Here is a 23,807-nt window from a genome sequence, read left to right as displayed (position 1 = left end):
CAACGTCGAAACAAAAAAAAGCAATCCAAGAATGAGCTCTTGAATTGCCCTTTATTCAGTAATACGATTCGAATCATTATTTTTTATAGCACTACACTACCTGTGAATGCAACCTCAGCAGGACCTGTCATATACACATGGTTATCATCTTCATTCCATTCAATGAAGAGATCGCCACCCTTTAGACTAATCCAAGCCGCTCGATCTGTCAGGCCATTCAGCACTGAAGACACTAAGGTTGCGCAAGCTCCAGTCCCACAAGCAAGTGTGGGTCCAGCCCCACGTTCCCATACCCGCATATCTACTCTACCTCGATCCAGAACCGTTGCGAACTCGACGTTTACCTTTCTTGGGAACAACGGATGTACTTCTAACTTAGGTCCCCATGTCGCAAGATCAAAAGATACGGCATCGTCTACATAAATAACGCAATGAGGATTACCCATTGATACTGCTGTAAACTTAAATTCGGTTCCGTCCGATTCAATCGGCTCTGAGAGTACTGGTTCTGCATCAATAGCTACCGGAATTTGAAGACCGGACAATATAGGTTCGCCCATATCAACCGTTACAGTTTCCACCACACCGTCTTTCACATTCAAGGTAACCTTTTGCTCTCCGGCACCAATCGTTTCAATTACAATCTGCTCGGAGTTTACCAGGCCATGATCATATACATATTTAGATACACAGCGGATAGCATTTCCGCACTGCTCCGCCTCCGAACCATCAGAATTCATAATTCGCATCATGTAATCACCACGTTCAGACGGTAGGATGTATACAAGTCCGTCCGCGCCAATTCCGAAGAACCGATTGCATAGGGTTACAGCAAGCTCTGCTGCATTGCTTGGTAGTTCTTGCTCGCCAAAAACTACGATAAAGTCATTGCCGAGCCCGTGCATTTTTGTGAATTCCATTGAAAGTCCACTCCTAAAGGTTATGTTATGTTAGCAATCGCTTAAGCTTAATATTCTGTGTAATGTAGCCCTTCACAAGTATACGAGCTGTTAACTGCAACAAGTATACCTTTAGGAATGGAGCAATACTATTAACTTTATGCCGAAATTTTTGTACTTTTTATCATCGAATTGCTTCCGCTACGACCACGATTACGTTTTCCACCCCAAACACTGCCAGCGCCCATCAGGAAGGTCGGAATCCCCGCTGTTACAAATACAAGGCACCACTCACGGAAATTAAGCGGCACTGTTTTGAAGACAGGTTGTAGAAACGGAATATACATCACAGCCAGCATCAGAATCACGGATGACAATACAGCAAGAACCAGGTACTTATTCTGAAACGGATTTCGATGGAACACCGAACGTGAACTGCGGCAATCGAAGACATGAATCAACTGCGCCATAACGAGTGTCGCAAAAGCTACGGACTGAGCTCGAATCAGCTGCGCTGGATTCTCTGGTGCCACACGTAAGGTTAGCCAAAATGCACCTAACGTACATAAACCGATTAAGAATCCACGGCTTATGATCTTCCACCCTAAACGGCGGGCAAAAATATTTTCCTTCGCCCCACGCGGTTTATGCTCCATCAAATCCTTTTCGGGTTGGTCAACACCAAGCGCCATCGCTGGCAGTCCGTCTGTCACCAGATTCACCCATAAGATTTGGATAGGCACGAGTGGCAGAGGCAGACCAAGCATCATAGCGAAGAACATCGTCAAGATCTCTCCCACATTTGATGCTAGTAGATATCGAATGAATTTACGAATGTTCTCATAAATGTTTCTACCCTCTTCAATGGCAGCAACAATGGTTGAGAAATTGTCGTCCCCTAGGACTAGAGAAGAGGCTTCCTTGGTCACATCTGTACCAGTGATCCCCATAGATATTCCTATATCTGCCGCTTTAATGGCTGGAGCGTCATTGACTCCGTCCCCGGTCATAGCCACTACATGACCACGACGCTGCAAGGATTTCACGATACGAAGCTTATGCTCAGGAGATACGCGGGCGAATACATACACATTGTCTGATACTTTATCCAGCTCATCATCATCCATCCGAGTTAGTTGAGCCCCTGTTAGTACCGTGCCTCCACGTTGCAGAATTCCTAATTGATGCGCAATGGCCTCTGCAGTCGTTCCGTGGTCCCCTGTAATCATTACAGTCTTAATTCCTGCTCGACGTGTGACGCTGATGGCATCGCGGACTTCACGTCTTGGCGGATCAATCATCCCCGCCAATCCGATAAAGACGAGCTGGGATTCCGCATCCTTTTCACTGTCCATATTTTCACTTGGACGAATATCACGATAAGCCATACCTAGGACACGAAGAGCACCTGATGCCATTTGCTCATTAGCATCGAGTACTTTCTGCCGCAATGTTGGCGTTAAAGGCACAACACCGCCCTCCCAGAGCATATATGAACAGCGATTAAGCAGAATATCAGGCGCACCTTTCGTACATACCATCCGTCCTCCGGGATGACCAATGATAACTGACATTAACTTCCGCTCAGAATCGAATGGAAATTCCTTCTCACGGGTATATGTTACTGCTAGTGTCTGGGCAGTCAAACCCATCTTCCCTGAAAGTGCCACGAGGGCTCCTTCGGTCGGATCTCCTTTAAGCTCCCAGATGGATGAGCTGTCAGATGACTTATCAACTACGATGTCCTTATCCTTCCCTTTACGCTTACCCCGTACTTCAGTCGGAAAGGTCTCGATGATCTCCGCATTACTGCACAAGGCACCCACCTGTAGCATCCGTCTTAAACTTTGATCATTTTTGAGATCTACCGGTTTACCTTTCTCCAGAACCTGTCCGTTCGGAGCATAACCTTCACCTGTTACTTCAAGGCCACGTCCGCCCGTCCATAATCTGGTCACCGTCATTTTATTCTGAGTCAATGTACCCGTCTTGTCCGAACAGATGACGGATGCGCAGCCCAAGGTTTCCACTGAAGGTAATTTACGAACGATGGCCTTTCGTTTGATCATCCTCTGCACGCCCAGCGCAAGTGCGATGGTCACAATGGCCGGAAGCCCTTCCGGAATCGCAGCGACCGCCAAGCTTACCCCGGCCAAGAACATTGCTGTGGCAGGCTGTCCATGTAAAATACCGGCTGCTACAACTACAATAGTTAAACCTAGTGATACATAGATTAAAATTTTCCCTAACTGCTCGAGACGATGCTGAAGCGGAGTTTCCTGAGATTCTGTATTCTGGATCAGGTCTGCAATCTTACCCATCTCTGTGTCCATACCCGTTCGAATTACGATAGCTTTACCAGTACCTCTGGTTACCATTGTGCCCATGAATCCAAGATTCTTCTGATCACCGAGCGGAATCTCCTCCGCGCGGATCACATCCGAATGCTTCGAGACAGGCAGCGATTCCCCAGTTAGCGCGGATTCCTCCACATATAGAGAACTGCAATCCAGCCATCGTATATCCGCGGGTATTCGATCACCACTCTCCAGCAAGACAATATCACCTGGTACTAACATCTTTGCTGGAATAACCTCGCTGTTCCCCCCACGCAGAACTTTGGCAGAAGGTGCGGAGAGCTGCTTTAAAGCTCTTAGCGAACGTTCGGCGCGGAACTCTTGAACAAACCCAAGGGCTCCGTTTAAAAGGATAATCGCGATGATCGTGATGGCATCCAAATATTCGCCAAGCAAACCGGATACGAGCGTCGCACCCATAAGCACAAGCACCATGAAATCCTTAAACTGGTTCAACAGCAGGGTAAACGGGGATACGGTCTTTCCTTCGGAAAGCTCGTTATACCCATTTTGCTTCCGTCGCTCCGCGGCATCCTCTCCACTGAGGCCCGTCCTCGGATGGACATTGAACATTTTCTGCAGCTCTTCTGCACCGAGCCGGTGCCAACTGTTTTGTTCCATGACTTTTCTTTCCCTCCCGGTCGTTTCTTGACTTCCGGCGGCGCACAGCTTTTCCACCTGTTCATGACCAAGTGTATTCAAGGTCGTCCAATAATATCACCGCCTATCTAATTCCCCTTTTGCGCGAATGTCCCAAAGTATGGCATCATAGAGAGGTAAGCTTTAACGTCTTCGGTGTTCTAATAAGGGCGGTAAGCGTTTAAGCGAAGAATATAAGACCTAAAGTATGGTGTACAACTTATACTTTCTTATATTTTCAGAAATTCATTTCACGTCGACAGGAGAGCTTTATCATGGCATTAGACGGCATTGTTACCCGAGCTATCGTGCACGAACTGCAATCATTCATCGGTGCACGCATAGGCAAAATATATCAACCGAACAACCACGATCTTATCTTCAACCTACGGGGCGCCGGCGGCGGTGGCAAGCTATTACTCTCCGCTAATCCAACATATCCCCGTCTGCATCTTACAGAAAGAAACAGCATAAATCCTTCAGAAGCACCTATGTTCTGCATGCTCATGCGTAAGCATTGTGAAGGTGGGACGATCGAGAGTATCGCTCAGGTAGGCATGGAACGAATTATTCACATAAATGTTAGGACTAGAGATGAGCTTGGAGACGTCTCTGCCAAAAAGATCATCATAGAGCTCATGGGACGTCATAGTAATATCATCCTTACAGATCTCAGCACTGGAACGATCATAGACGGCATTCATCACGTTACTCCATCAATCAGTAGCTACCGGATCGTAATGCCCGGAGTCGCTTACACAGAGCCTCCTCAGCAACACAAGCTCAACCCTCTGGAAATCGACAAAGAGCAATTTCTACATTTGATCTCAGCAGCTGAAGAAGCCGCTCTACTGAAAGAAGATGAGAAGGAGACCAAACCAGAAGAAATCATAGAAGGTGAGCTCGCTAATCTGATTACAAAAGAAGAAGTTGAGCAGAAACCAGACGGATCAGGTGGTCCCTCTCCATCTGCTGATCCCGTTGGCTGGATGGTGCATGCCTTCAGTGGAATGAGTCCACTTGTTGCAGGAGAGATCGCTCTTCGTCTCAGAAATAACCTTGCGATAGGTGATACACAGGGGTCTGCAGCAGAATTTCCAATAAAATTATGGGACGCCTTCCAGTCTGTAATGGGACCTGTGCATAATTGCGAATTCGCACCTGTTTCAGGTGCGAATGCAAAAGGGAAAATGATTTTTTCCGCGATTCCGTTAACCCTATTAGGTGAACACGCGAAGCAATATAACTCGATAAGCGAGTGTATGGAGGATTATTACGGGGATAAAGCTGAACGTGATACGGTGAAGCAACGGGTAAGTGATTTGATCCGTTTCCTAAGCAACGAACGAAGCAAAAACGTAAAGAAGCTCGCCAATCTTCAGAAGGATCTAGACGAAGCCCAAGACGCAGATCGTTATCGCATTTGGGGTGAATTGTTATTCGCATCGTTACATGCCGTGTCCAAAGGAGATAAAGAAGCCTCTTTGGTCAATTATTATGACGAAAATCAGGCTGAAATGGTCATCCCGCTTGACCCTTTATTAAGCCCATCAGATAACGCACAACGTTATTTTAAAAAGTACAACAAGTATAAGAACAGCCTTCTTGTTATTAATGAGCAGTTGATTAAGACACATGAGGAAATTTCCTACATGGAAAGTTTACTCCAGCAGCTTGCCCATGCTTCATTGAATGACATAGAGGAAATCCGTGATGAACTTGTAAGCCAAGGATACCTACGTGACCGAAGCAAAAAGGGTAAAAAGAAGAAAAAAGCAACCAGACCTACATTGCAAGTCTTCACCTCTTCAGAAGGCATCGACATTTATGTCGGAAAAAACAATTTACAGAACGAATACGTCACCAATCGACTAGCTTCGCCTAATGACACTTGGCTGCATACCAAGGATATCCCTGGTTCTCATGTGGTCATCCGAAGTGAGGAGTTTGGAGATGCCACATTAGAAGAAGCCGCCCAGCTTGCCGCTTATTTCAGTCAAGCGAAGCAATCAAGCAGTGTTCCTGTCGACTGCACACTGATCCGCCATGTACGTAAACCGAGTGGTTCCAAACCCGGATTTGTGATCTATGATCATCAGAAGACGTTGTTTGTCACACCGGATGAGGATCGTATTAAGAGTCTCCCTAATACGTTAAGAAGCTAAATCATAAAAAAACCGGTTGTCGTCCTTGTATGGATGACAGCCGATTTTTTTATTTTGCAAGAGTGCATGACCTCTAATTACTTATTAAGTTCTTCAACTGTTCCAGCACACTTACAGGAACCGTAACACTACCGATATCTCCATGAAATATAACACCTTGACGGGCACCATGAAAATCCGAGCCACCGGTTACAATCAAGCCATATTCTTCAGCCATGGTTAGGTAACGCTCTGAATCAGCGGACTTGTGATCCGAATGATAGGCCTCAATCCCTTTAAAAGCACCCTGCTTCAATATCTCACGCACCAACTGGTCGTCACCGTATAGTACTGGATGCGCCAATACTGGAGAGCCACCGGCCTCGATAATCCAATCACAGGCTTCCTCGGGCGTGATTCGTGGAGGGGACACGTAGGCTGCTGCACCTTCGGCTAAAAATTTGTTAAAGGCATCTCTCATATCTGTAGCGACTCCAAGACGAACCAGCTCATCAGCAATATGTGGCCGGCCAATACTCTCATCAGGCTTCAGTTCCCGCCCAATCCCCGCGACCACTGCCTCTAGTGTTATCTTAATTCCTAGCCCACGTAGCTTAGAGATTATCGCTTCATTCCTTACTGCCCGAGTATCCCTTAGCCCTTCCAAGCGGGATAGAAACAATTCATTTGTTGGATCTACGTAGTAACCAAGAACATGAATATCTTTACCTCCGGCACGAGTGCTGATCTCTACACCCGGTACAACAGTAATTCCGTACTTCTCTCCAGCTTCGCAGGCTTCCTTCACACCGGCCACCGTGTCATGATCCGTAATGGCAACAGCGGTTAAGCCTTTCTCTTTAGCGAGACGTACATTTTCATCCGGTGGCTGCATGCCATCCGAGGCTTGAGTATGCGTGTGGAGATCGCATCGACTGACGTTAACATGCTCCGATCTTTCGCCCTTCAGTTCATCCAGTCTAGTTTCATTCTCCATTTCTATCACCTCTAACGCTAGTTTCTAAGTTTCCGTCTTTTAGCCATTCAAGCTTTAGTTATCATTCGAATGCTCACGTAAAAAAGTCAAGAATGTCACTGCAGAAATCGGCAGCAGTGTCGATTTTAAATGAATAGCGTAGAACTGTCTTTTAAAGGAGGCATCCGAGATATTCACGATTTTCAAAAGTCCAAGCGCCACCTCATGCTTAACAGAAGAGGTTGAGATAATTGTAATTCCAAGTCCAGCCTCCACTGCCGACTTCACAGCACCCGTGCTACCAAGCTCCATCACTATTTTCATGGCTCCCGGATCAAGCCCCTTCGAGAACAGCTGCTCTTCCATCACACGCCGCGTTCCTGAACCCTGTTCACGCAATACGAAAGGGTGCTGAAGCACATCTTCCAGAGAAACCTCCTGCTGCTCTGCAAGTGGATGACCATGGGGTACAATCAATTTCAGCTCATCCCCCATCACCGGCTCAATCACCATATCAGGATGTGTCACCGGTGCTTCAATTAAACCGAAATTCAACTGATGCTTTAGGATTTCCTCCATAATTTGCGAGGTATTCATGACTTTCATCATAATTGAAATGTTCGGATATTGCTTTCCAAAAGGACCTAACAGCCGCGGCAGCACATACTCCCCAATGGTAAGGCTTGCCCCAAGCTGCAGACGTCCCTCCAGCATATGTGTAAACGCCGACATCGCTTGATCTGTCTCACGCATCAATTGAATGCTGCGCAGCGCGTATGGCATTAGGGTATGCCCTGCTTCGGAGAGCATGATTTTTTTGGTAGAACGATTAAAAAGCTTGGTTCCAAAATAATCCTCTAGCGCCTGCACTTGCATGGTCACTGCTGGTTGAGTCATATGTAGTGTCTGCGCCGCCGCTGAGAAGCTCCCTCGTTCTGAGACCGTATAAAAGATATGTAACTGATGAAAGTTCATGTGCTGCAACTCCTTGTGCTATCTTTAGAAGAAACTTAAGGATTATGTATGGTATGAAACTTATGCTTTCTTATATTTTTAAAAAGGACATGCAGCCACCGCTGCATGCCTTCAGTCCGAACTTTATACACTATTTGCGTTTACGCTTCTTCTTCGTTAGCTTAGTGCGGCGGGAATTGCGCAGCAGCGAAAAGTAAGTCTTTAAATCTCTCAATTGTGGTGTTGAAGAGATTCTCCCAAGAAACGAAACGATGATCATAGAATATAATGGCTGACCTGAAATATCTTTTTCTCCTGTCAATTCCTTGAACTCAGCGATTACTACAGAGTCATCGTCAATTAAATACGCGTTAAAATCACTGTCTGAAAAAGGCTTGAGCCGATTCTGCATCAGGCACTGCCACATCCATGCGGCGACCTCTTCGTCATTGCTTACACCTTTACTGATCCGGTCCAAATAACGACTCTTCGCATGATTTGTTATAACGATGTCAGCGACCCTGTAGTCGTTCAGCATGATGTGGAAGGGCTCGTAAGTGCTGGGCCAATCCGTCCCTTTGTTGCGCATCATCATCACACTCCACCATAAGGGTCTTTGTATGTACTTAATGTTGTCATCTTACCTCATTGCTGAAAGTTGTACAAGTTCAGACCACAGGAGAAGCCGCGTTTACTCTAGATCTGCGCATAAAAAAACAGGCGCTGCTTAAGCGCCTGTTCATCTCCAAAAATTACATACCGTAATTACGGGACTTGTCCGGCCCATTACTGGTATACTCTGTCTTAATTTCGTTACGATAGGATCTTTCGATCTTACGAACGTAGGAGAGTCTGCGGACATTCTTCATAACTTCCTCGGCACGTTCTGCATTTACATACATCACTGCGTAATGCATTTTCCGAGAAACATAATGTAATGTTCCGTATTTCTCAAGGTTACGTGCCGCTTTAACGTCACTTACCCAAATGATGTATCCTGTCCGTTCCGCAAACATAAGCTTAACCGCCTTTCTCTCTCTAAATCCTAAAGGAAGCTTATCCGCAGGAGCATTTTCCCCCGCTGCCGCATCCACCTTTAGGGGAAGGATCATTACTTGGTACTTTAATGCTATCCGATACTGAAAAAGCAATCGCTTCCGACATGGAGTGCAGAATGTCGTCAAGTGTCTTCTCTGCCAGTTTGAAACGAACAACCTCCTCGAACTGCTCCAGTTCCGCTTCTACTGCTGAAACCTCATCCTTCGCTGAATGATAGTTCGGATGAAAATGTCCGAATCGTTGTGTTTCTTCAAACAACTCCTTCTTAGCTTGAAGTCGTTTGACCATGGCCTGAATTTCCGGGTTCGTATCAACCCGTCCTTTCCAGTATAAGTAATCCGACACCTCGGCGGATTGATTAATCATATCGCCTAATTCATAGGCGTATGTCAGCACTTCAGCCATATCGACCGTATTTAATTCCGCTACGCTCATGAACTCAGCTCTTTTCTACGTTAATGTTCTACCGAATTCAGTAGACTTTTCTATCATAACATAATCACTCGCTTCAGCAGAAGAGGAATTTCTTCGCCTTTTGGGAATAACTAACTTCATTTCCTTCCAGTCCTCAGGGGTCAGCTCTATTTCTTCAACCGTTTCACCATCGTTATATAAGAGATGCCCCTCCACTTTCCAAGGATTCCCTTTTATTCTGGAGGGGATGAAATCTAACATTTGATCCTTCAAGGAAAAACGCACCTTAATTCCCCATTTCAATCCCTGCTCCATTACTTTCTGAGCGGTTGAGCTATGATAATGTCGCCATTCCTTGCTCCAGATCTGGGGTACATTATCCCCATCTAATAAGATATTCTCCTCCTGCTCAGGAGAAATAACAGGTAGGTTTAAAAAGGGATTACCGCGGTGGAGTAGCCTTAGTTCAGAAGTTAGTACTGGAAGTGAATACAACTCTTGCTCGGTTTCTGCTTCTTGATTAAACGAAGTCCAAACAGTGTTCGTGTCCTCCTCCTCACGTCCTCCAATCATCCTGGAAGGAGCCAATCCTGCTAAAAACAATTCCTTACGCATCTGCTCTACAGACTCTGGAGATAATAGGAAATGAAGCGGACCGATACGCTTAAGGCTATCTTGTAGTCGCGGATGGGCTGCGATTGCCGCTCCATCCTCTTCCGTCTGGCAAGTCAACAGGATGACCTCCGAGAGTGATGTTCGGCCAATGCTTTTTCCCCATTGCTCTAAAGACAGCTCCACCACAGATGGCAGACCGCCCCGTGCATGATTTCTTATCCAAGCAATTGCTTCTTCTGGAGGCATCCGTCTCTCTGATGCATGTACAAGCATCTCTCGGGTCAGCCGAAAACTCCACATCGTATCCGTTTGCAGCAGTTCTGCGCATCCAGCTAAAATCCAGCGAACGGTATAGGACACCTCCGGTGGAATCAGGACTTCAAAATCGGGCTGTACAATAAACATCTCATTCGAATTATCTGTCTCAGAATCAGGGACAGACTCGTTACCCGTCATCAACATCGGTTTTACAGCAGTCCAGCGAAAACACTGGATACCCTCAGATGTGCACCCCAATTCACACCATCCAAAGCCTGTTAAACATTGAAGCCAGCGCAAGCTTGATTGTTCCAGCTCATCTCGGGTAACCGTTCCGGTTAGATTCATATCAGTCATCCAGTCCAGTAGCTCAGGCAGCGCTGTCCATTTCTCTGGTACAAAAGCTTTGCCGGATATCAAATAACGAAAATGCTGATCAGCAGGCCCAATGCTTCCACAACGATGAATAACAATCCCATACAGGATGTTTGTCATCCTTGTCTCAGGAAGCTGCAACCAACGCTCCAGCATATCCTGGTTAAGTCTATAACCTGTTTTCAATCTGGTAATAAGCCCAAGACACAACATTATGTCTACTACTAGAGTGGCTGACAGAACATTGAATTCATCCGAAGGAGTGCCCATAGTGAGCCCCAGTAAATGTTTATCCTGAAAAGAAAGCTGAGCCGCTAAGCGGTTTAGATTTTTTTTATGAATGATTCCCTTAGCGGTCAGTGGTAGGCCTTCACGTGTAATGAACTGCAATGCCCGAAACAGATCTACTGCCAGTCCAGCGCCTGCCTCCATGGATAGATTCACTGAATGCCCCTCTATAAACTTTGGTTGGTGTGGGAAGAATTCTTGTTCTAGCGCTGATAGTTGTTCAACCGGTATCTGGTACAGCTTCTCACCCAATATTTTATGCCTCGCAGTTAACAGCCCCGCACGTCGCAGTTCATTCATTGCAAGCTTTTGTTCGGCACGGCAGAGCTTCGTTGGGCGCAAACGCTCTTCTTTCCCTTCGTCAAAGGGTTGGGCTGCATAAGCAGCACATAATCGCTTTAAGACCTCTAATGCTTCTGCTGATAGCTGGTTCAATGGATCGTTCGCTCCTTTCCGCTCGGCACCATTTTAACGACATATTCATAGCCCTGTTCTGTCAAAAACATCCGGCGGCGCATAGCGAAATCCTGCTCCCGACTATCTTCAGATACCAGCGAATAGAAGTACGCTTTATTCTCACCAGCTTTCGGACGCAAGATTCGTCCTAAACGCTGAGCCTCCTCCTGTCTGGATCCAAAAGCTCCTGAAACCTCAATAGCTATCGACGCATCTGGCAAATTAACCGCAAAATTCGCTACTTTAGAGACAACAAGCACCTGTATTATTCCCTCGTTAAAAGCTGCATACAACTCATCTCTTTCTCGCTGCTTCGTTTTGCCAGTAATCAACGGTGCATCTAACTTATCCGCTAATTCCGTTAATTGATCAAGATACTGTCCGATAACCAGAACTGATGATCCCTGATGGGCTTTTAAAAGCTCAATTACAACCTCAACTTTGGCAGGATTGCATGAGGCCATACGAAATTTCTCTTTCGCTTCCGCATACAAGTATTTCTGCCTTAACTCAGAACACATCGGTACGATCATCTCGACACATTCAACCTCTGCAATCCAGCCCTGCTGCTCCAGCTCCTTCCAGGGCATGTCGTAACGCTTAGGCCCGATCAATGAGAATACGTCCCCTTCCTTCCCGTCTTCTCTAACCAGAGTTGCAGTGAGACCTAGTCTTCTAGTAGCCTGAATATCTGCAGTAGCCCGGAAGACTGGGGCTGGAAGCAGATGGACCTCATCATAAATAATCAAACCCCAGTTGCGTTCGTTGAACAGCTTCATATGGAGAAAAGGACCGCCTTTGGATTGACGGTGCGTTAGTATCTGATAGGTAGCTATAGTAACAGGCCGCACTTCTCTTTTTTCACCGGAATATTCACCAATAGACTCATCATCCAAATCGGTTCGCTCAAGCAGCTCATCTACCCATTGTCTTACAGAAGTCGTATTTGAAGTTAAGATCAGTGTTTCGCATTGTAGACTTTCAAGAACGGCCAATCCCACTACCGTCTTACCCGCTCCACAAGGCAACACAACTACCCCGCTGCCTCCCTGCCCTTCTATGCCTTGAAACATCTGAACGGCCTCCTGCTGATATTCACGCAGTCCAAAAGCTTCACCTTTCGCTCCATCCTTTGCGTTATTTCCGTTCTCCTTCCATGCCAAACTTAGAGCTTGTCCGACATGATAACCCGCATAATCCAGTACAGGATAGCCTAGTCTCATCAGCTCTTGCTTTAAAAGCCCTCTGTTCTTTGCAAGGCATGTGCTTTCTAGTGGATTTATCCTCTGTAAACCTAATGCCTTTAGAACAGATTCATTCCCTAGTTCATCCAGTATTTCAGCTGAGTCAGCCTTAAGCGTAATGATCTCATTCGAAGTCTTCTGTCCGTGAAGAGTCAGCTTCCCATACCTAGAGAGAAGCGTTCCGATCTCTTCCTCCAGCCCTGCAGGAACACCCCAGCGTGCGAGATGATGCAGACTTGAGATAATTGCCTCAGCTGTGTAATTAAGCGCTGCAGCATTCCATAGTGATAATGGAGTGATTCTATAGGTGTGGTAAGCCGGAGGACTCTTTACAAGCTCTGCAAAGGTTCCTAGCTCCTTCCTCGCCTTCTCAAAACCAGGATGTGCGCATTCCAGTAGAATCGTCCGATCCCTGCGCACAATGCAAGCCCCTGTTTCGTTCATAACGTCACCTCCGCAATCATTCATTTCATTATTCTCTTATATTTGAACAGGAAAAAGCTCATCCCCGTATAACGGTCATGAGCTTCCCTATCAAACTATTTAATGTAAATGCTGCTGCGAAATATCATGAAGAGCTTCTCCAGCCTCATCCGCAAAAATGTTGCGCACCGCCAAGTCGCCGATGGAAACAACACCAATCAGCTTCTGGCCACTGGTCACGGCTAATCTGCGAATTTGCCAGTTCGACATCAGTTCTGCAGCCTCATCTACAGAAGTATCTTCTGAGACGGTCTGAACTTCTCTACTCATCACCTTTTCTACAGAAGTTGATCCAGGGTGCTTAGCCGCATAACCTCTAATCACAAGATCACGATCTGTAATTACTCCGAGCAGAGTCTTATCTACTTCATTATTGATTACAGGAATAAATCCAGTGTCATTGTCTCTCATCTTAACAGCGACTTCATACACATTATCCTGTAATGTGACTGTTACAGGCTCCATCGTCATAACTTCTTTCACTGTCTTCAAGAACGAACCCTCCTAATCATGATCTCCATGTTATGGAATAGGTTCTCCTCTATGAAACGAAATTATACGATTATCTTCTCTTCCAAACAGGAATTAGCCATAGCGATCAACAATTTCATCCCATGCAGCATAGCATCTTCGTCAAAATCAAATTTACTATGATGATGCGGGTAGACTGCATCTTTATCTGGATTCCCAGCACCTACGAACATAAAGCAGCCAGGAATCTCTTTAACATAATAGGCAAAATCCTCGGCTGGCATCAGCTTTTCCATCCGAATCACCTGAACGGGCTCCCCAAATGCTCCTGGTGCCACCTCAGAAAAACGCTGGTATTCACCTTCATGATTTACGAGTGGTGGATAACCCATGACATAGTCTATCTTAGCTTCTGCACCGTATGCACCAGCAATTGAAACTGTCATTTCTTCGATCCTGCTGCGGATCAGATAACGGGTCTCCTCGTCGAATGCCCGCACGGTTCCTGTAATCCGGCAATGCTCAGCAATGACATTCTGGGCGAATCCCCCTTGAATGGTTCCTACACTGAGAACAGCGGGCTCCAGCGGGTTCACAGAGCGGCTTACGATGCTCTGGAGCTGAGTCACAAGTGCCGCCCCTGCCACAATGCTGTCAATCGTGCGGTTAGGCATGCCGCCGTGACCACCTTTACCGATGATATCAATAAAAAATTCATCCGCAGATGCCATAAGCGGTCCTGGTGCACTGCCGACAGTTCCCATTGGCAGCGGGGTCCACAAATGTAGACCATATATTGCATCCGCCCCTTCCAATACGCCTTCAGCAATCATCCCCTGTGCACCGCCAGGACAGACTTCCTCCGCAGGTTGAAAAAGAAAACGCAGCTCCCCTTCGATCTCATCAAGGCGGCTGCTATAGTAAGAGGCTACACCCAGCAGGATTGAAGTATGTCCATCATGCCCACAGGCATGCATAACCCCTTCATTTTGCGAAACGTAGTCATTCTTGTTTTCCTCTTTAATAGGTAGTGCATCCATATCCGCGCGAAGGACTACCGTTTTCCCCGGCCGTTGTCCTCGCAATATACCTGTTACACCATACCCTGATGTGCTTCTTCTAACTTCAATACCGAATTCTGCTAACTTGTTTGCTATAAATGCCGATGTTTCCTTTTCATGAAAAGACAACTCCGGATGACGGTGTAAATGGCGTCTCCATTCCACGATCTCCGGCATGAGCGAATCAACCGCTAAGCTCTTCATACGTTTTCCATCCCCTTCTTCATAAACCCGCATCAATAGCATGCGACAGCAGTCCTGTTCACTTTGATCTAGCATCACACGTCTATAATTCTTTTATTGTAGCAGAAACGCAAAAAACTGGGTATCGTTAGGAGGTACCTACTCTTGCACAACGTTTAGAAACATACTATCATGAGGTAGAACATCAGCAAACGGATCATGAATTCATCATTATACTTCATAAGGGGGATATGCGTGCTATGATTTTTGAGAACACGGGCCTCGTAGGATTGAAGAGTGATCTTCTCTATCTGGACGAGAGTGCTACAAAGGCTGGCTTTATCCGCTGGCAATGGGAATACTATCGTGCCACTTACGACTGCAAAATTGAAGACCCACAGGATGGTGGCGAATACTTTCTACGCATCAACACTCGCGCTGTCGAGGGGAAGCTAGAGAAGGCTGATGCCGTACTTGCAATTGAAGCCGTATACTTAGGGAAAGCAACATTTCCCCATGGTCTGGAGTATGACTCTCCGGTCCCTAAACCAGTATTGGACACTGCTGCTACTCGGATTCTCGAATTAAAGCAGCTGTTGGAGGCTTGAGTAACAGAAAGGGAAAGACGAAACAAAATGTCAGCCTGCCCAAAAGAGGAACACCCGATTTCCAACTACTTATCTTAACACTACTACTTGTGGGTTTCGGTCTAGTCATGGTCTTCAGCGCTAGCTCCAGTTTGACTTTAGCGAGCTCGAAGTTCGGTAATGACCCTCTATATTTCATGAAACGCCAAATGATCTGGATCGTACTTGGAATTGTTGTTATGTTTACAGCCATGAATATTCCCTACAGTAAATTCAAGAAGTGGTATGTCCCTATCTTCATCATCACCGTTATTCTCCTGCTAATTGTAGCCTTCTCTGAAAGAATCAATGGCGCCAAGAGCTGGTTAAGTATCGGGAAGCTAGGGATCCAACCTACCGAACTAGCCAAAATATCGATTATCCTGTATCTCTCCGCGCTGATTACCAAAAAAGGTGAACGGTTTAGAGATTTCCGTACAGGATATATCCCTGTAATGGTCATTGTGGGTATTGTTGCCGGACTTATTATGATGCAGCCAGATTTGGGCTCATGCCTTATTCTAGTAGCTACCAGTGGACTTGTCATTTATGCAGGCGGTGCCAGCATGAAGCATATCCTAGGCTCTATTGCACTCTTGGTGCTCGGAGTAGGAATTGTTATGGGGGCTAAAGCAGCGATTGATTCCCTTTCCCCTGCAACCGACAAAGTAGCCGCCAATCAGGACTACAGAAAAGGTCGTATTCAAGCTTTCATAGATCCCTATCAGGATGCTGAGGGTGAAGGGTATAATATTATTCAGTCTTTGACCGCTCTAGGACAAGGTGGAGTCAGCGGCTCTGGGTTTGGCAAAAGCATTCAAAAGCTGGATTATCTTAAATACCCTTATACGGACTTTATTTTCCCCGTGATTGGTGAAGAGTTCGGCTTTGTAGGCACAGCATTATTTCTGATGCTATACCTGTATTTTATCTGGCGAGGGATTTTAATCTCATTAAGGTGCAAAGACCCCTTTGGCACACTTGTCGGCATTGGGATTATGGGTCTCATAGCCATTCAGGCCTTTGTCAATATTGGCGGTGTAACGAAGACGATTCCGCTTACCGGAGTAACTTTACCATTTATCAGCTATGGCGGCTCTTCACTTCTCGTGAGCATGCTGTCCATGGGAATTATCCTGAGTATTTCCAGAGAAACTAATCTTCCAGCTAAAGAGGAAGTAACGAAATCTGTAACTACAGTTAGACAAGTTCGTTCCCGGTGAGATTCATAAATTCGGATGTGATGGAATATATAAAAAAGCAGTCCAAGTTAATTATCTTGGACTGCTTTTTTGTGTACAAGCTTTTTTGCATTAAGCAATTTCATCGTTCTTAAAGGCTACGCCTTCAACTTTGACATTCACTTCAACAATATGAAGTCCAGTCATGCTCTCCACAGCTTCGCGTACGTTCTGTTGAAGCATCCGGCACACTTCATGTATCGGAGTTTCATAGAGAACTATAATACGCAGGTCTACTGCTGCTTCTAGCTGTCCCACTTCAACGGTAACGCCCTTTTGGACGTTCTTACCACTAAGACGCTTCGCCCAGCCCTCTGATAGGCCACCTGACATGGCTGCAATACCTGGAGTCTCCAAGGCAGCCAATCCGGCAATTTTCGAGACGACGTCATTTGAAATTCGTATATTTCCCATTTCCAATTGAAGTTGTTCTGCCATGCCATATCCCCCCTTAACTCATTATCAATTATTGTAATTCCTAAACAGGCTAAAAAGCAAATCAGTTTCTCGCTTTCTCGTTTACACTTAGGAATAATTTGGGTATATTGATTATGAATTGATCCTGAATACATAGATTGGAGTGTACTTTACATTGAAAAAATGGATTTCACCAGCTTTGCTGGCTATCACCTTTATCCTTAGTGCCATAGGACATTATGCAGATTGGGACCACACGCTTCAGTTCGTTCTCTCTGCAGTAGCCGTTGTGTTTGTGGCTGGCTTTCTGGGCCGCGCCACAGAAAGTGTGGCTCATTATGCCGGACAACGGTTAGGCGGCTTCCTAAATGCTACCTTCGGCAATGCCGCAGAGCTAATCATTGCCTTTTTCCTGGTTAAGGAAGGACTGTTCGACATGGTAAAAGCCAGTCTTACCGGTTCCATTATAGGCAATTTGCTGCTCGTCCTAGGTTTAAGTATTTTCGCTGGCGGGATGAAGTTCAAAGTGCAGAATTTCAACGTAACCCTTGCTGGTATGAACGGTTCCCTAATGATCGTAGCGGTTATCGCCTTATTTGTTCCGGCTATGTTCTTCAATACCCATTCCATAACTGAAAAAGATACAGACGTACTCAGTTTAATCGTTGCCGGGCTGCTCATCGCCTCTTACATGGCTTGGCTAATCTTCTCCATGATAACGCACAAGAAACATTTAGAGGACGTTACAGAAGCCGGTAAGGATGAATCAGCAACTGAACATGCGCCTGCTTGGTCTAGAAACAGATCCATCCTATATCTGCTGGTTGCAACCGTGATGGTAGCCTTTGTTAGTGAGTGGCTGGTAGGAACGCTAGAAACATTAACTGAGCGCTTTGGATTTAGCGAACTGTTTGTAGGTGCCTTTCTAGTGGCAATCATCGGTAATGCCGCAGAACATAGCGCAGCCATTATGCTGGCCATGAAGAACAAAATCGGTGCAGCAGTAGAAATAGCTGTCGGTAGCAGTCTTCAAATAGCACTATTCGTTGCACCTGTACTTATCTTCGCCAGTTATTTCATGGGTGATACTATGGACATTGTGTTTACAACGATCGAAATTGTCGCCATTGGTGTCGCCGTATTCATTGCCAAATCGATAACTCAGGATGGTTCGACCAACTGGTATGAGGGTCTCTTACTGTTAACGGTCTACCTCATTCTGGGCGTCTCCTTTTATCTAGTATAAATACTTCCCTAAACATCTTAATCTTTTCAAAAAAAACGCACATGAGAGACGATCTGTCCTCATGTGCGTTTCTATGAATACTTTAAAATCGAAATTATTCTTCTTTTGCTTTGTTATTCAAAGCCTCATAGAGTACTGCTAAATTCCGCTCCAGCTTACTCAGCACCATTTTACCGGTAATCTCTGGCACCAAACCTGCTCTAACCGCAAAATCGACCTCTCTTGAGAAACCGTACATTTGGGTATCCAGCACTTCCTCATAGAGAGGGCAGTAGCGTGTTGCCAGATTTTCCATCTGCACTTCAATAAGTTGCTGAATTTTATCGGCATCTTCTTGTAGAAGATTGATCGCTTTAAGATTAAACTGTTCCTGTAATTCCGACGAAGTCATGCCTCTTCCCCCCCATGTCCAAAAGTTAAGCTGCTTTTACTATTTTACTTAATATTAGTCGAAATCGGATATCAATACAACAATTCTGTTTATACTAACCATTTATTTGAAAGAAGCAGCTAAGTTATTTATATGGGACGGAGTTAATTCCGCATCTATTTCTAGAAAAAACGCCCCACCGTAAATCGGTAGGACGTCTTTACATACAACTATTACTCAGCTACAACTGTAAAGTTCAAACCGTGTTTAGCAAAAACTTCACTCATTGCCTTCTTAGCTTCTTCTGCATCTGTTCCGTGAACATGAAGCTCGTAGCTTTGGCTTGATACCAAAGTCGTGAACAAACCAAGGATACTCTTAACATCAATGTACTTGTTGTCCGCTTGAAGAACGATTGAAGAGTTGAACTGACCTGCCGTTTGAGCAATATCAACGATTGCCGCATTGTTACTGGACATAGAAATCCCTCCGCAACTTGATTATGAAACATAAGTCTTTGTAATCCATTCTTATGATACCTTGAATCCGCTTACTTGTGCAAGGTGTTTTCGTACTTTTACATTTTTATTTCAAGTTTTCAGGATTCAGACCTTCTAGTTCTGGTAACACGAAGATTCCATCCTTACGGATCAATATATCGTCAAAATAAATCTCTCCTCCGCCATAATCTGGACGTTGGATTAATACAAGATCCCAGTGAATGGAGGAACGATTTCCGTTATCTGTAACATCATAAGCTTGCCCCGGTGTAAAGTGCAGGCTGCCTGCAATTTTCTCATCGAACAAAATATCATTCATAGGGTGCAAGATGTACGGGTTAAAGCCTATGGCAAATTCACCGATGTGACGTGCGCCGTCATCTGAATTCAGGATTTCGTTCAAGCGAGCGGAGTCGTTGCTGGTTGCTTCAACAATTTTTCCGTTCTCGAATTTGAATTTGATATTTTCGAAGGTTACTCCGTTGTATACAGATGGTGCATTATAGCTGATCGTTCCATTTACAGAATCACGAACAGGAGCGCTGTAAACCTCGCCATCCGGGATATTTTTTTGACCAGAACATTTCTCTGCACCGATTCCTTTGATAGAGAACTTAAGATCTGTTCCAGGACCCGAAATATGTACCTTATCTGTTCTGCGCATAAGATCGGCCAATGCATCCTGAGCCTTGTCCATTTTGGCATAATCTAAATTACATACTTCGAAATAAAAGTCCTCAAATGCTTCTGTACTAATATTTGCAAGCTGAGCCATACTCGCATTGGGATAACGTAAAACTACCCACTTCGTATGCTTCACGCGTTGTTCACTATGCACTGGATGGGAATACAAAGAATTATACAATTTCATATTTTCTTCTGGAACATCGGACAGGTCATTTACATTCTCGCCTGCACGGATGCCGATATAACAATCCATTTGCTTCATCCGGTTCAAGTCAATTTCAGCCCATGTCTGAAGACTCTCACGTGTTGCATATTTAAGCATGCTGCGTAGGACTGTACGATCTGTCAACTGCACAAAAGCATGACCGCCGGCCTTGCCGATTTCCTCTACAACAGCTTTAATTAAATCTCTTTCGTTTCCAATCATTTCTACAAGCACGTTCTCGCCTGGCTGGACATCTACGGAATAACCTACAAGATTTGCCGCCAGTTTTTGAATTCTGGGATCCTTCATTGTGTACTCTTCCTTCCTCTGTCTGAAAATAAGCATGCCGTTCTATTGTAGCACGCCCTTTATCGAGCGCAAGACCTGCAAAACAATGTAAAGATCAACGGTAGCCTGTAAAATCGACCTTAGACACATATGTTTCATTGTCAGATTTATTCGTCGTTTCACCGGAATAGCTTACTTTTCGATTCAAGGTAAGCCTTCTGGGCAGATTATGCTTCTTATCGATTGTTAGGTGGTAGACCGTTTCTACATTAGCCTGTTTGAGCTTTTCCTGTAATTCATTATTTTTCTTTTGCCACAGCTTCTCCAAAGCTTTCGCCACTGCCTGATCAGCTGCTGTACTGTTCTCAGCAGATTCAAGACCTTTAGGTCGAAGGTTCTGCATTTCTTTCTCCAGTTCTACAGACAACTGCTTTCTAGCCTCTGAAGGCGTCAATTCGATTCTCAGCACACTTGTCCCTCTGCCTGCCCCAGCCTCTTCGGTTACATTTTTCTCCATGGCTTCAAGCTCTTCGAGTTGTTTCAGCGGATTAAGCGCAGGTAATGGGTTTCCCTCTTCCGAAGAATTCTCAGTAGTCAGAAGCTCCCATCTGCCATCTTTTTTCTCCAGCTGACTGTAGTAAGGTTTCAAAGCATACGTACTACTTTTTAAATCTTTAACACCTTTAGCAGCTGTTTTTTGAGAAGCGGATTTATCTGGAAGAAGTGTATATAGCTTTACTTTTTTATGATCCTCCACTGTGCCTCCGTAGAACAATAAGGATTCAGGAACCGTCGTTCCCCCTCTTGTAAGCATATTCGCCCCTTCAAAAGCTACCTCATCACTTCCAGCCATCCCGGCCAATGCCAAACTTAAATCTTCTTTCGCTGGTTTGTCTCTTATGACGCTGCAGCCGCTGCATAAAATACAGTACAGAGTAAGAATTAGAGGGACTCCACCCTTAAGTAATAATAGCTTTCTCACGGTCCTCAGGCCTTTCTCGGAGTATTTTGCTTTTGCAACCCACGTATAGGGTTCTCTCTTCCTGCAAGCCTTATACCGCTATTAGAGCCTGAATAACCGGTATATAAAAAAGAACCCCTGAGGTGAGCCTCAAGGGTTCTTAGTATGGTTATCATTCTCTTTAATATCAAAGACAACTTGGTTACGACCATTATGCTTAGCTTTATACAGCGCCATATCCGCTCGATAAAACAATGACTCGACGCTTACTCGATCGTCCATCCAACTCCATTCCGCTATTCCGCAGGATACAGTTACACTAGGTTCAGTTTCTTCCATGACGCGTTTGCGTATACGTTCGGCTACATAACCCGCCTGTTCCACTCCCATTAACGGTAAATAAACGGATAGCTCCTCTCCTCCCCATCTAGCAGCAATATCACCTTGACGGATAGAGGATTTCACGATTTCACTGACCTCTTTTAGAATCTTATCTCCTTTTTGATGACCGTAGGTATCATTCACAATCTTGAACTGGTCAATATCCACAACTATTAAACTACCGCAGAAGTCTGTAGACTGTCTTTCTTTTATCTCTTCGTCCAAATAATGTCGAGCATAAAGTCCAGTTAGGCTGTCTCTGTTCGCAAGTCGTCTGACTTCAGCGTGCAGCCTGGCATTACCTACCGCTAGACCAATATGCCCCGCCATCGCTTGCAGCAGTCTATAATTATCATATGAAAAATAATGTGCATCACGATGTGCTAACATAATTGCACCCCGTATTTCACCACCCACACTAAGAGGTGTAGCGATCAGCGACTGCGAACCGGTAGCATTCATTAGTCGGGAAGTTGTCTTAGGATTATCTATGTAGTCAGACATGATGAGTGATTCTCCAGTGGAATATACCTTACCACCTAAGCCTGCCCCTACTTCTAAAATTTCGTTCTGTAAAGAGGGATGGTTGCAGGCAATAACCTCTAACCCGCCCTTCTCCTCATTCATATGTAAGATACAGCAGTAATCTGCACCAAACATTTCAAGCAGCTCTTCAAATGCAAATTGAAAAATATCACCTAAACGCAAGCTTTGATTCAGACGTTGGGTAAGCTCATTACTCATGCGGAGCTCACGGATCAGCTGATTAGAGCGCTCATATAGCTTGGCATTCTCAAAAGCAGTTCCTGCTGTATCGGCCACCATTGAAAGAAACCGCAAATCAACATCTGGAAAGATTGGATTATCCATTACCATATGGAAAACTCCATAAACCCCCTGCTTGCCACCTAACGGAAGACCAATCTCTACATTACGGTGATCCTCGTCACTTGTGTGCAGTGCAACGCGTCCATCTTTAAACGCCCTGGCACAGACATCATCACTGGACATGTGGAATGGTAAGGGTTTGACCTGCGGATGCGTGCTGCGGTGGTCTTGAGACATAAACAGCTCAAGCCTCGCTCCCGGATACATCGCAGAGATGCTATCAATGACTTCCGAAAGTACGGCATTCACATCTATGTTGTCATGCATCCGCTGGACAATCTGAAATAACAAAGAACGACGATTGCTTTCACGTTCAGCATGAATATGGGTGCTTGCAAGATCTGCAACAAATATATGTTCAAACTTATGATAGAAACAGGTACGGTAATGCAGCGACATTGCTTCTGCGGTATCTCGTCCACCCATTTCATATTGTTGCGTAGGCATAGAACAGCCCAAAAATGCAAAGAGTTCATTGTCGACGCGAGTGAATAGCGGTATGGTAAAAAAGCTCAGATCCTTACCTTCTATGATCAACTCAACAGCAGAGATTGTTCTTGAAAACAAGCTAGAAGCTGCTGCCTGTTCCCACTTTTGTCTCCATAATTCTTGTTGATCGCGTATGCTGCTTAAATACTTACCTTCAAAATTAAGCACAGACCATTCCCAAGATCTGGAGAATGGAAGGACATCGAGCTCACCAAACCATTCATTAAAACTGTCTGCAATCAGATTTGCTAGATAAGGGAAGTCATGCGTTACTATTTCCGTTTCCCTAAGCCAGGCGGTGGGATCTTCGGAATCTCTACTAACGTTTATGTTGTCCTGTAACAGCATACGGCTGTCTTTATGGACGTATGCTTTCTGCTCTGACATAACGAAGATCCCCTTTGCATCTCGATTAAGAAAACTATCTTCCCTAGTAACTACTAATTAACTATATTTTACTCTCTTTCTTTGTGTATTGCATTATATTTTCATCATTTCCGGGACTTTTTTTTAGGACCAAAGAACTATCGACAAAGATTGACAAAAAATCTTTTAATAATCGCTTGACTTTATATATTGTATTCATATAATATTTATTGTTGAACAAGACTGTAACAAGTCTTACTTGGGCG

Annotated in this window: 21 protein-coding genes; 4 read left to right on the top strand and 17 right to left on the bottom strand. The window is 45.0% G+C overall.

Going from position 1 to position 23,807, the window contains the following annotated elements; genetic code table 11:
- Window positions 1-83: 83 nt before the first annotated feature.
- Both dapF and ACN6MV_RS12365 read right to left on the bottom strand, forming a co-directional pair.
- Window positions 84-920 carry a diaminopimelate epimerase gene (gene dapF, locus ACN6MV_RS12370; RefSeq protein WP_419886454.1) on the bottom strand — a complete coding sequence of 279 codons (837 nt, stop codon included), beginning with the start codon at window positions 918-920 and terminating at the stop codon, window positions 84-86.
- 137 nt (window positions 921-1,057) lie between these two features.
- Window positions 1,058-3,877, bottom strand: a complete 2,820-nt coding sequence (locus ACN6MV_RS12365) for a calcium-translocating P-type ATPase, SERCA-type (protein ID WP_339290646.1) — start codon at window positions 3,875-3,877, stop codon at window positions 1,058-1,060.
- A 293-nt stretch (window positions 3,878-4,170) separates the two neighbouring features.
- Here ACN6MV_RS12365 and ACN6MV_RS12360 point away from each other — a divergent pair, with 293 nt between their 5' ends.
- A complete protein-coding gene (locus ACN6MV_RS12360; protein WP_419886453.1) occupies window positions 4,171-6,060 on the top strand; it encodes an NFACT RNA binding domain-containing protein in 1,890 nt (629 codons plus the stop codon).
- Window positions 6,061-6,133: 73 nt separating this feature from the next.
- Here ACN6MV_RS12360 and ACN6MV_RS12355 read toward each other — a convergent pair whose 3' ends face one another.
- The 9 genes from ACN6MV_RS12355 to ACN6MV_RS12315 all read right to left on the bottom strand — a co-directional run bounded on the left by ACN6MV_RS12355 (window position 6,134) and on the right by ACN6MV_RS12315 (window position 14,897).
- The gene (locus ACN6MV_RS12355; RefSeq protein WP_419886452.1) at window positions 6,134-7,036 is read right to left on the bottom strand and encodes a PHP domain-containing protein; all 903 of its coding nucleotides are present in this window, start codon (window positions 7,034-7,036) and stop codon (window positions 6,134-6,136) included.
- 54 nt (window positions 7,037-7,090) lie between these two features.
- On the bottom strand, window positions 7,091-7,990 hold the full coding sequence (locus tag ACN6MV_RS12350) for a selenium metabolism-associated LysR family transcriptional regulator (RefSeq protein WP_042126855.1): 900 nt from the start codon (window positions 7,988-7,990) through the stop codon (window positions 7,091-7,093).
- Window positions 7,991-8,120: 130 nt separating this feature from the next.
- Entirely contained in the window at window positions 8,121-8,558 is a 438-nt protein-coding gene (locus ACN6MV_RS12345) for a hypothetical protein (RefSeq protein ID WP_419886748.1), read from the bottom strand.
- Window positions 8,559-8,721: 163 nt separating this feature from the next.
- Window positions 8,722-8,985 carry a YlbG family protein gene (locus ACN6MV_RS12340; RefSeq protein WP_042126853.1) on the bottom strand — a complete coding sequence of 88 codons (264 nt, stop codon included), beginning with the start codon at window positions 8,983-8,985 and terminating at the stop codon, window positions 8,722-8,724.
- Window positions 8,986-9,025: 40 nt separating this feature from the next.
- A complete protein-coding gene (locus ACN6MV_RS12335; RefSeq protein WP_042126851.1) occupies window positions 9,026-9,463 on the bottom strand; it encodes a YlbF family regulator in 438 nt (145 codons plus the stop codon).
- A 15-nt stretch (window positions 9,464-9,478) separates the two neighbouring features.
- A complete protein-coding gene (locus ACN6MV_RS12330; RefSeq protein ID WP_419886451.1) occupies window positions 9,479-11,413 on the bottom strand; it encodes a helicase-associated domain-containing protein in 1,935 nt (644 codons plus the stop codon).
- On the bottom strand, window positions 11,410-13,122 hold the full coding sequence (locus ACN6MV_RS12325) for a DNA repair helicase XPB (protein ID WP_419886450.1): 1,713 nt from the start codon (window positions 13,120-13,122) through the stop codon (window positions 11,410-11,412). The genes ACN6MV_RS12330 and ACN6MV_RS12325 overlap by 4 nt, the downstream gene beginning before the upstream one ends.
- Before the next feature lie 99 nt (window positions 13,123-13,221).
- Window positions 13,222-13,653 carry a CBS domain-containing protein gene (locus ACN6MV_RS12320; RefSeq protein WP_375102691.1) on the bottom strand — a complete coding sequence of 144 codons (432 nt, stop codon included), beginning with the start codon at window positions 13,651-13,653 and terminating at the stop codon, window positions 13,222-13,224.
- 62 nt (window positions 13,654-13,715) lie between these two features.
- On the bottom strand, window positions 13,716-14,897 hold the full coding sequence (locus ACN6MV_RS12315; protein ID WP_419886449.1) for a M20 family metallopeptidase: 1,182 nt from the start codon (window positions 14,895-14,897) through the stop codon (window positions 13,716-13,718).
- A 239-nt stretch (window positions 14,898-15,136) separates the two neighbouring features.
- Here ACN6MV_RS12315 and ACN6MV_RS12310 point away from each other — a divergent pair, with 239 nt between their 5' ends.
- Both ACN6MV_RS12310 and ftsW read left to right on the top strand, forming a co-directional pair.
- The gene (locus tag ACN6MV_RS12310; RefSeq protein WP_042187352.1) at window positions 15,137-15,484 is read left to right on the top strand and encodes a YugN family protein; all 348 of its coding nucleotides are present in this window, start codon (window positions 15,137-15,139) and stop codon (window positions 15,482-15,484) included.
- Entirely contained in the window at window positions 15,481-16,725 is a 1,245-nt protein-coding gene (ftsW, locus tag ACN6MV_RS12305; protein WP_042126839.1) for a putative lipid II flippase FtsW, read from the top strand. The genes ACN6MV_RS12310 and ftsW overlap by 4 nt, the downstream gene beginning before the upstream one ends.
- 90 nt (window positions 16,726-16,815) lie before the next feature.
- Here ftsW and ACN6MV_RS12300 read toward each other — a convergent pair whose 3' ends face one another.
- A complete protein-coding gene (locus tag ACN6MV_RS12300; RefSeq protein WP_042126837.1) occupies window positions 16,816-17,181 on the bottom strand; it encodes an Asp23/Gls24 family envelope stress response protein in 366 nt (121 codons plus the stop codon).
- 154 nt (window positions 17,182-17,335) lie between these two features.
- Between ACN6MV_RS12300 and cax the strand changes: the two genes are divergently transcribed.
- The gene (cax, locus tag ACN6MV_RS12295; RefSeq protein ID WP_042126835.1) at window positions 17,336-18,406 is read left to right on the top strand and encodes a calcium/proton exchanger; all 1,071 of its coding nucleotides are present in this window, start codon (window positions 17,336-17,338) and stop codon (window positions 18,404-18,406) included.
- Window positions 18,407-18,500: 94 nt separating this feature from the next.
- On the opposite strand, the gene ACN6MV_RS12290 is transcribed toward cax, so the two are convergent.
- The 5 genes from ACN6MV_RS12290 to ACN6MV_RS12270 form a co-directional block, all read right to left on the bottom strand.
- Window positions 18,501-18,797 carry a YlaN family protein gene (locus ACN6MV_RS12290; protein ID WP_042126833.1) on the bottom strand — a complete coding sequence of 99 codons (297 nt, stop codon included), beginning with the start codon at window positions 18,795-18,797 and terminating at the stop codon, window positions 18,501-18,503.
- Window positions 18,798-19,009: 212 nt separating this feature from the next.
- On the bottom strand, window positions 19,010-19,255 hold the full coding sequence (locus tag ACN6MV_RS12285; protein ID WP_042126831.1) for an HPr family phosphocarrier protein: 246 nt from the start codon (window positions 19,253-19,255) through the stop codon (window positions 19,010-19,012).
- Between the two features lie 106 nt (window positions 19,256-19,361).
- Window positions 19,362-20,477 carry an aminopeptidase gene (locus ACN6MV_RS12280; RefSeq protein WP_076117632.1) on the bottom strand — a complete coding sequence of 372 codons (1,116 nt, stop codon included), beginning with the start codon at window positions 20,475-20,477 and terminating at the stop codon, window positions 19,362-19,364.
- Between the two features lie 94 nt (window positions 20,478-20,571).
- Window positions 20,572-21,438: a hypothetical protein gene (locus tag ACN6MV_RS12275; RefSeq protein WP_419886448.1), complete on the bottom strand. Its 867-nt coding sequence runs from the start codon at window positions 21,436-21,438 to the stop codon at window positions 20,572-20,574.
- Between the two features lie 129 nt (window positions 21,439-21,567).
- A complete protein-coding gene (locus ACN6MV_RS12270; RefSeq protein ID WP_419886447.1) occupies window positions 21,568-23,562 on the bottom strand; it encodes a diguanylate cyclase in 1,995 nt (664 codons plus the stop codon).
- Window positions 23,563-23,807: the final 245 nt, after the last annotated feature.

The organism is Paenibacillus sp. B-A-8 (genome assembly GCF_048572915.1).
GTDB lineage: Bacteria > Bacillota > Bacilli > Paenibacillales > Paenibacillaceae > Paenibacillus_AQ.
Note: the sequence above shows the minus strand (reverse complement) of the source record. Positions and strands in the feature narration are given on the sequence as shown.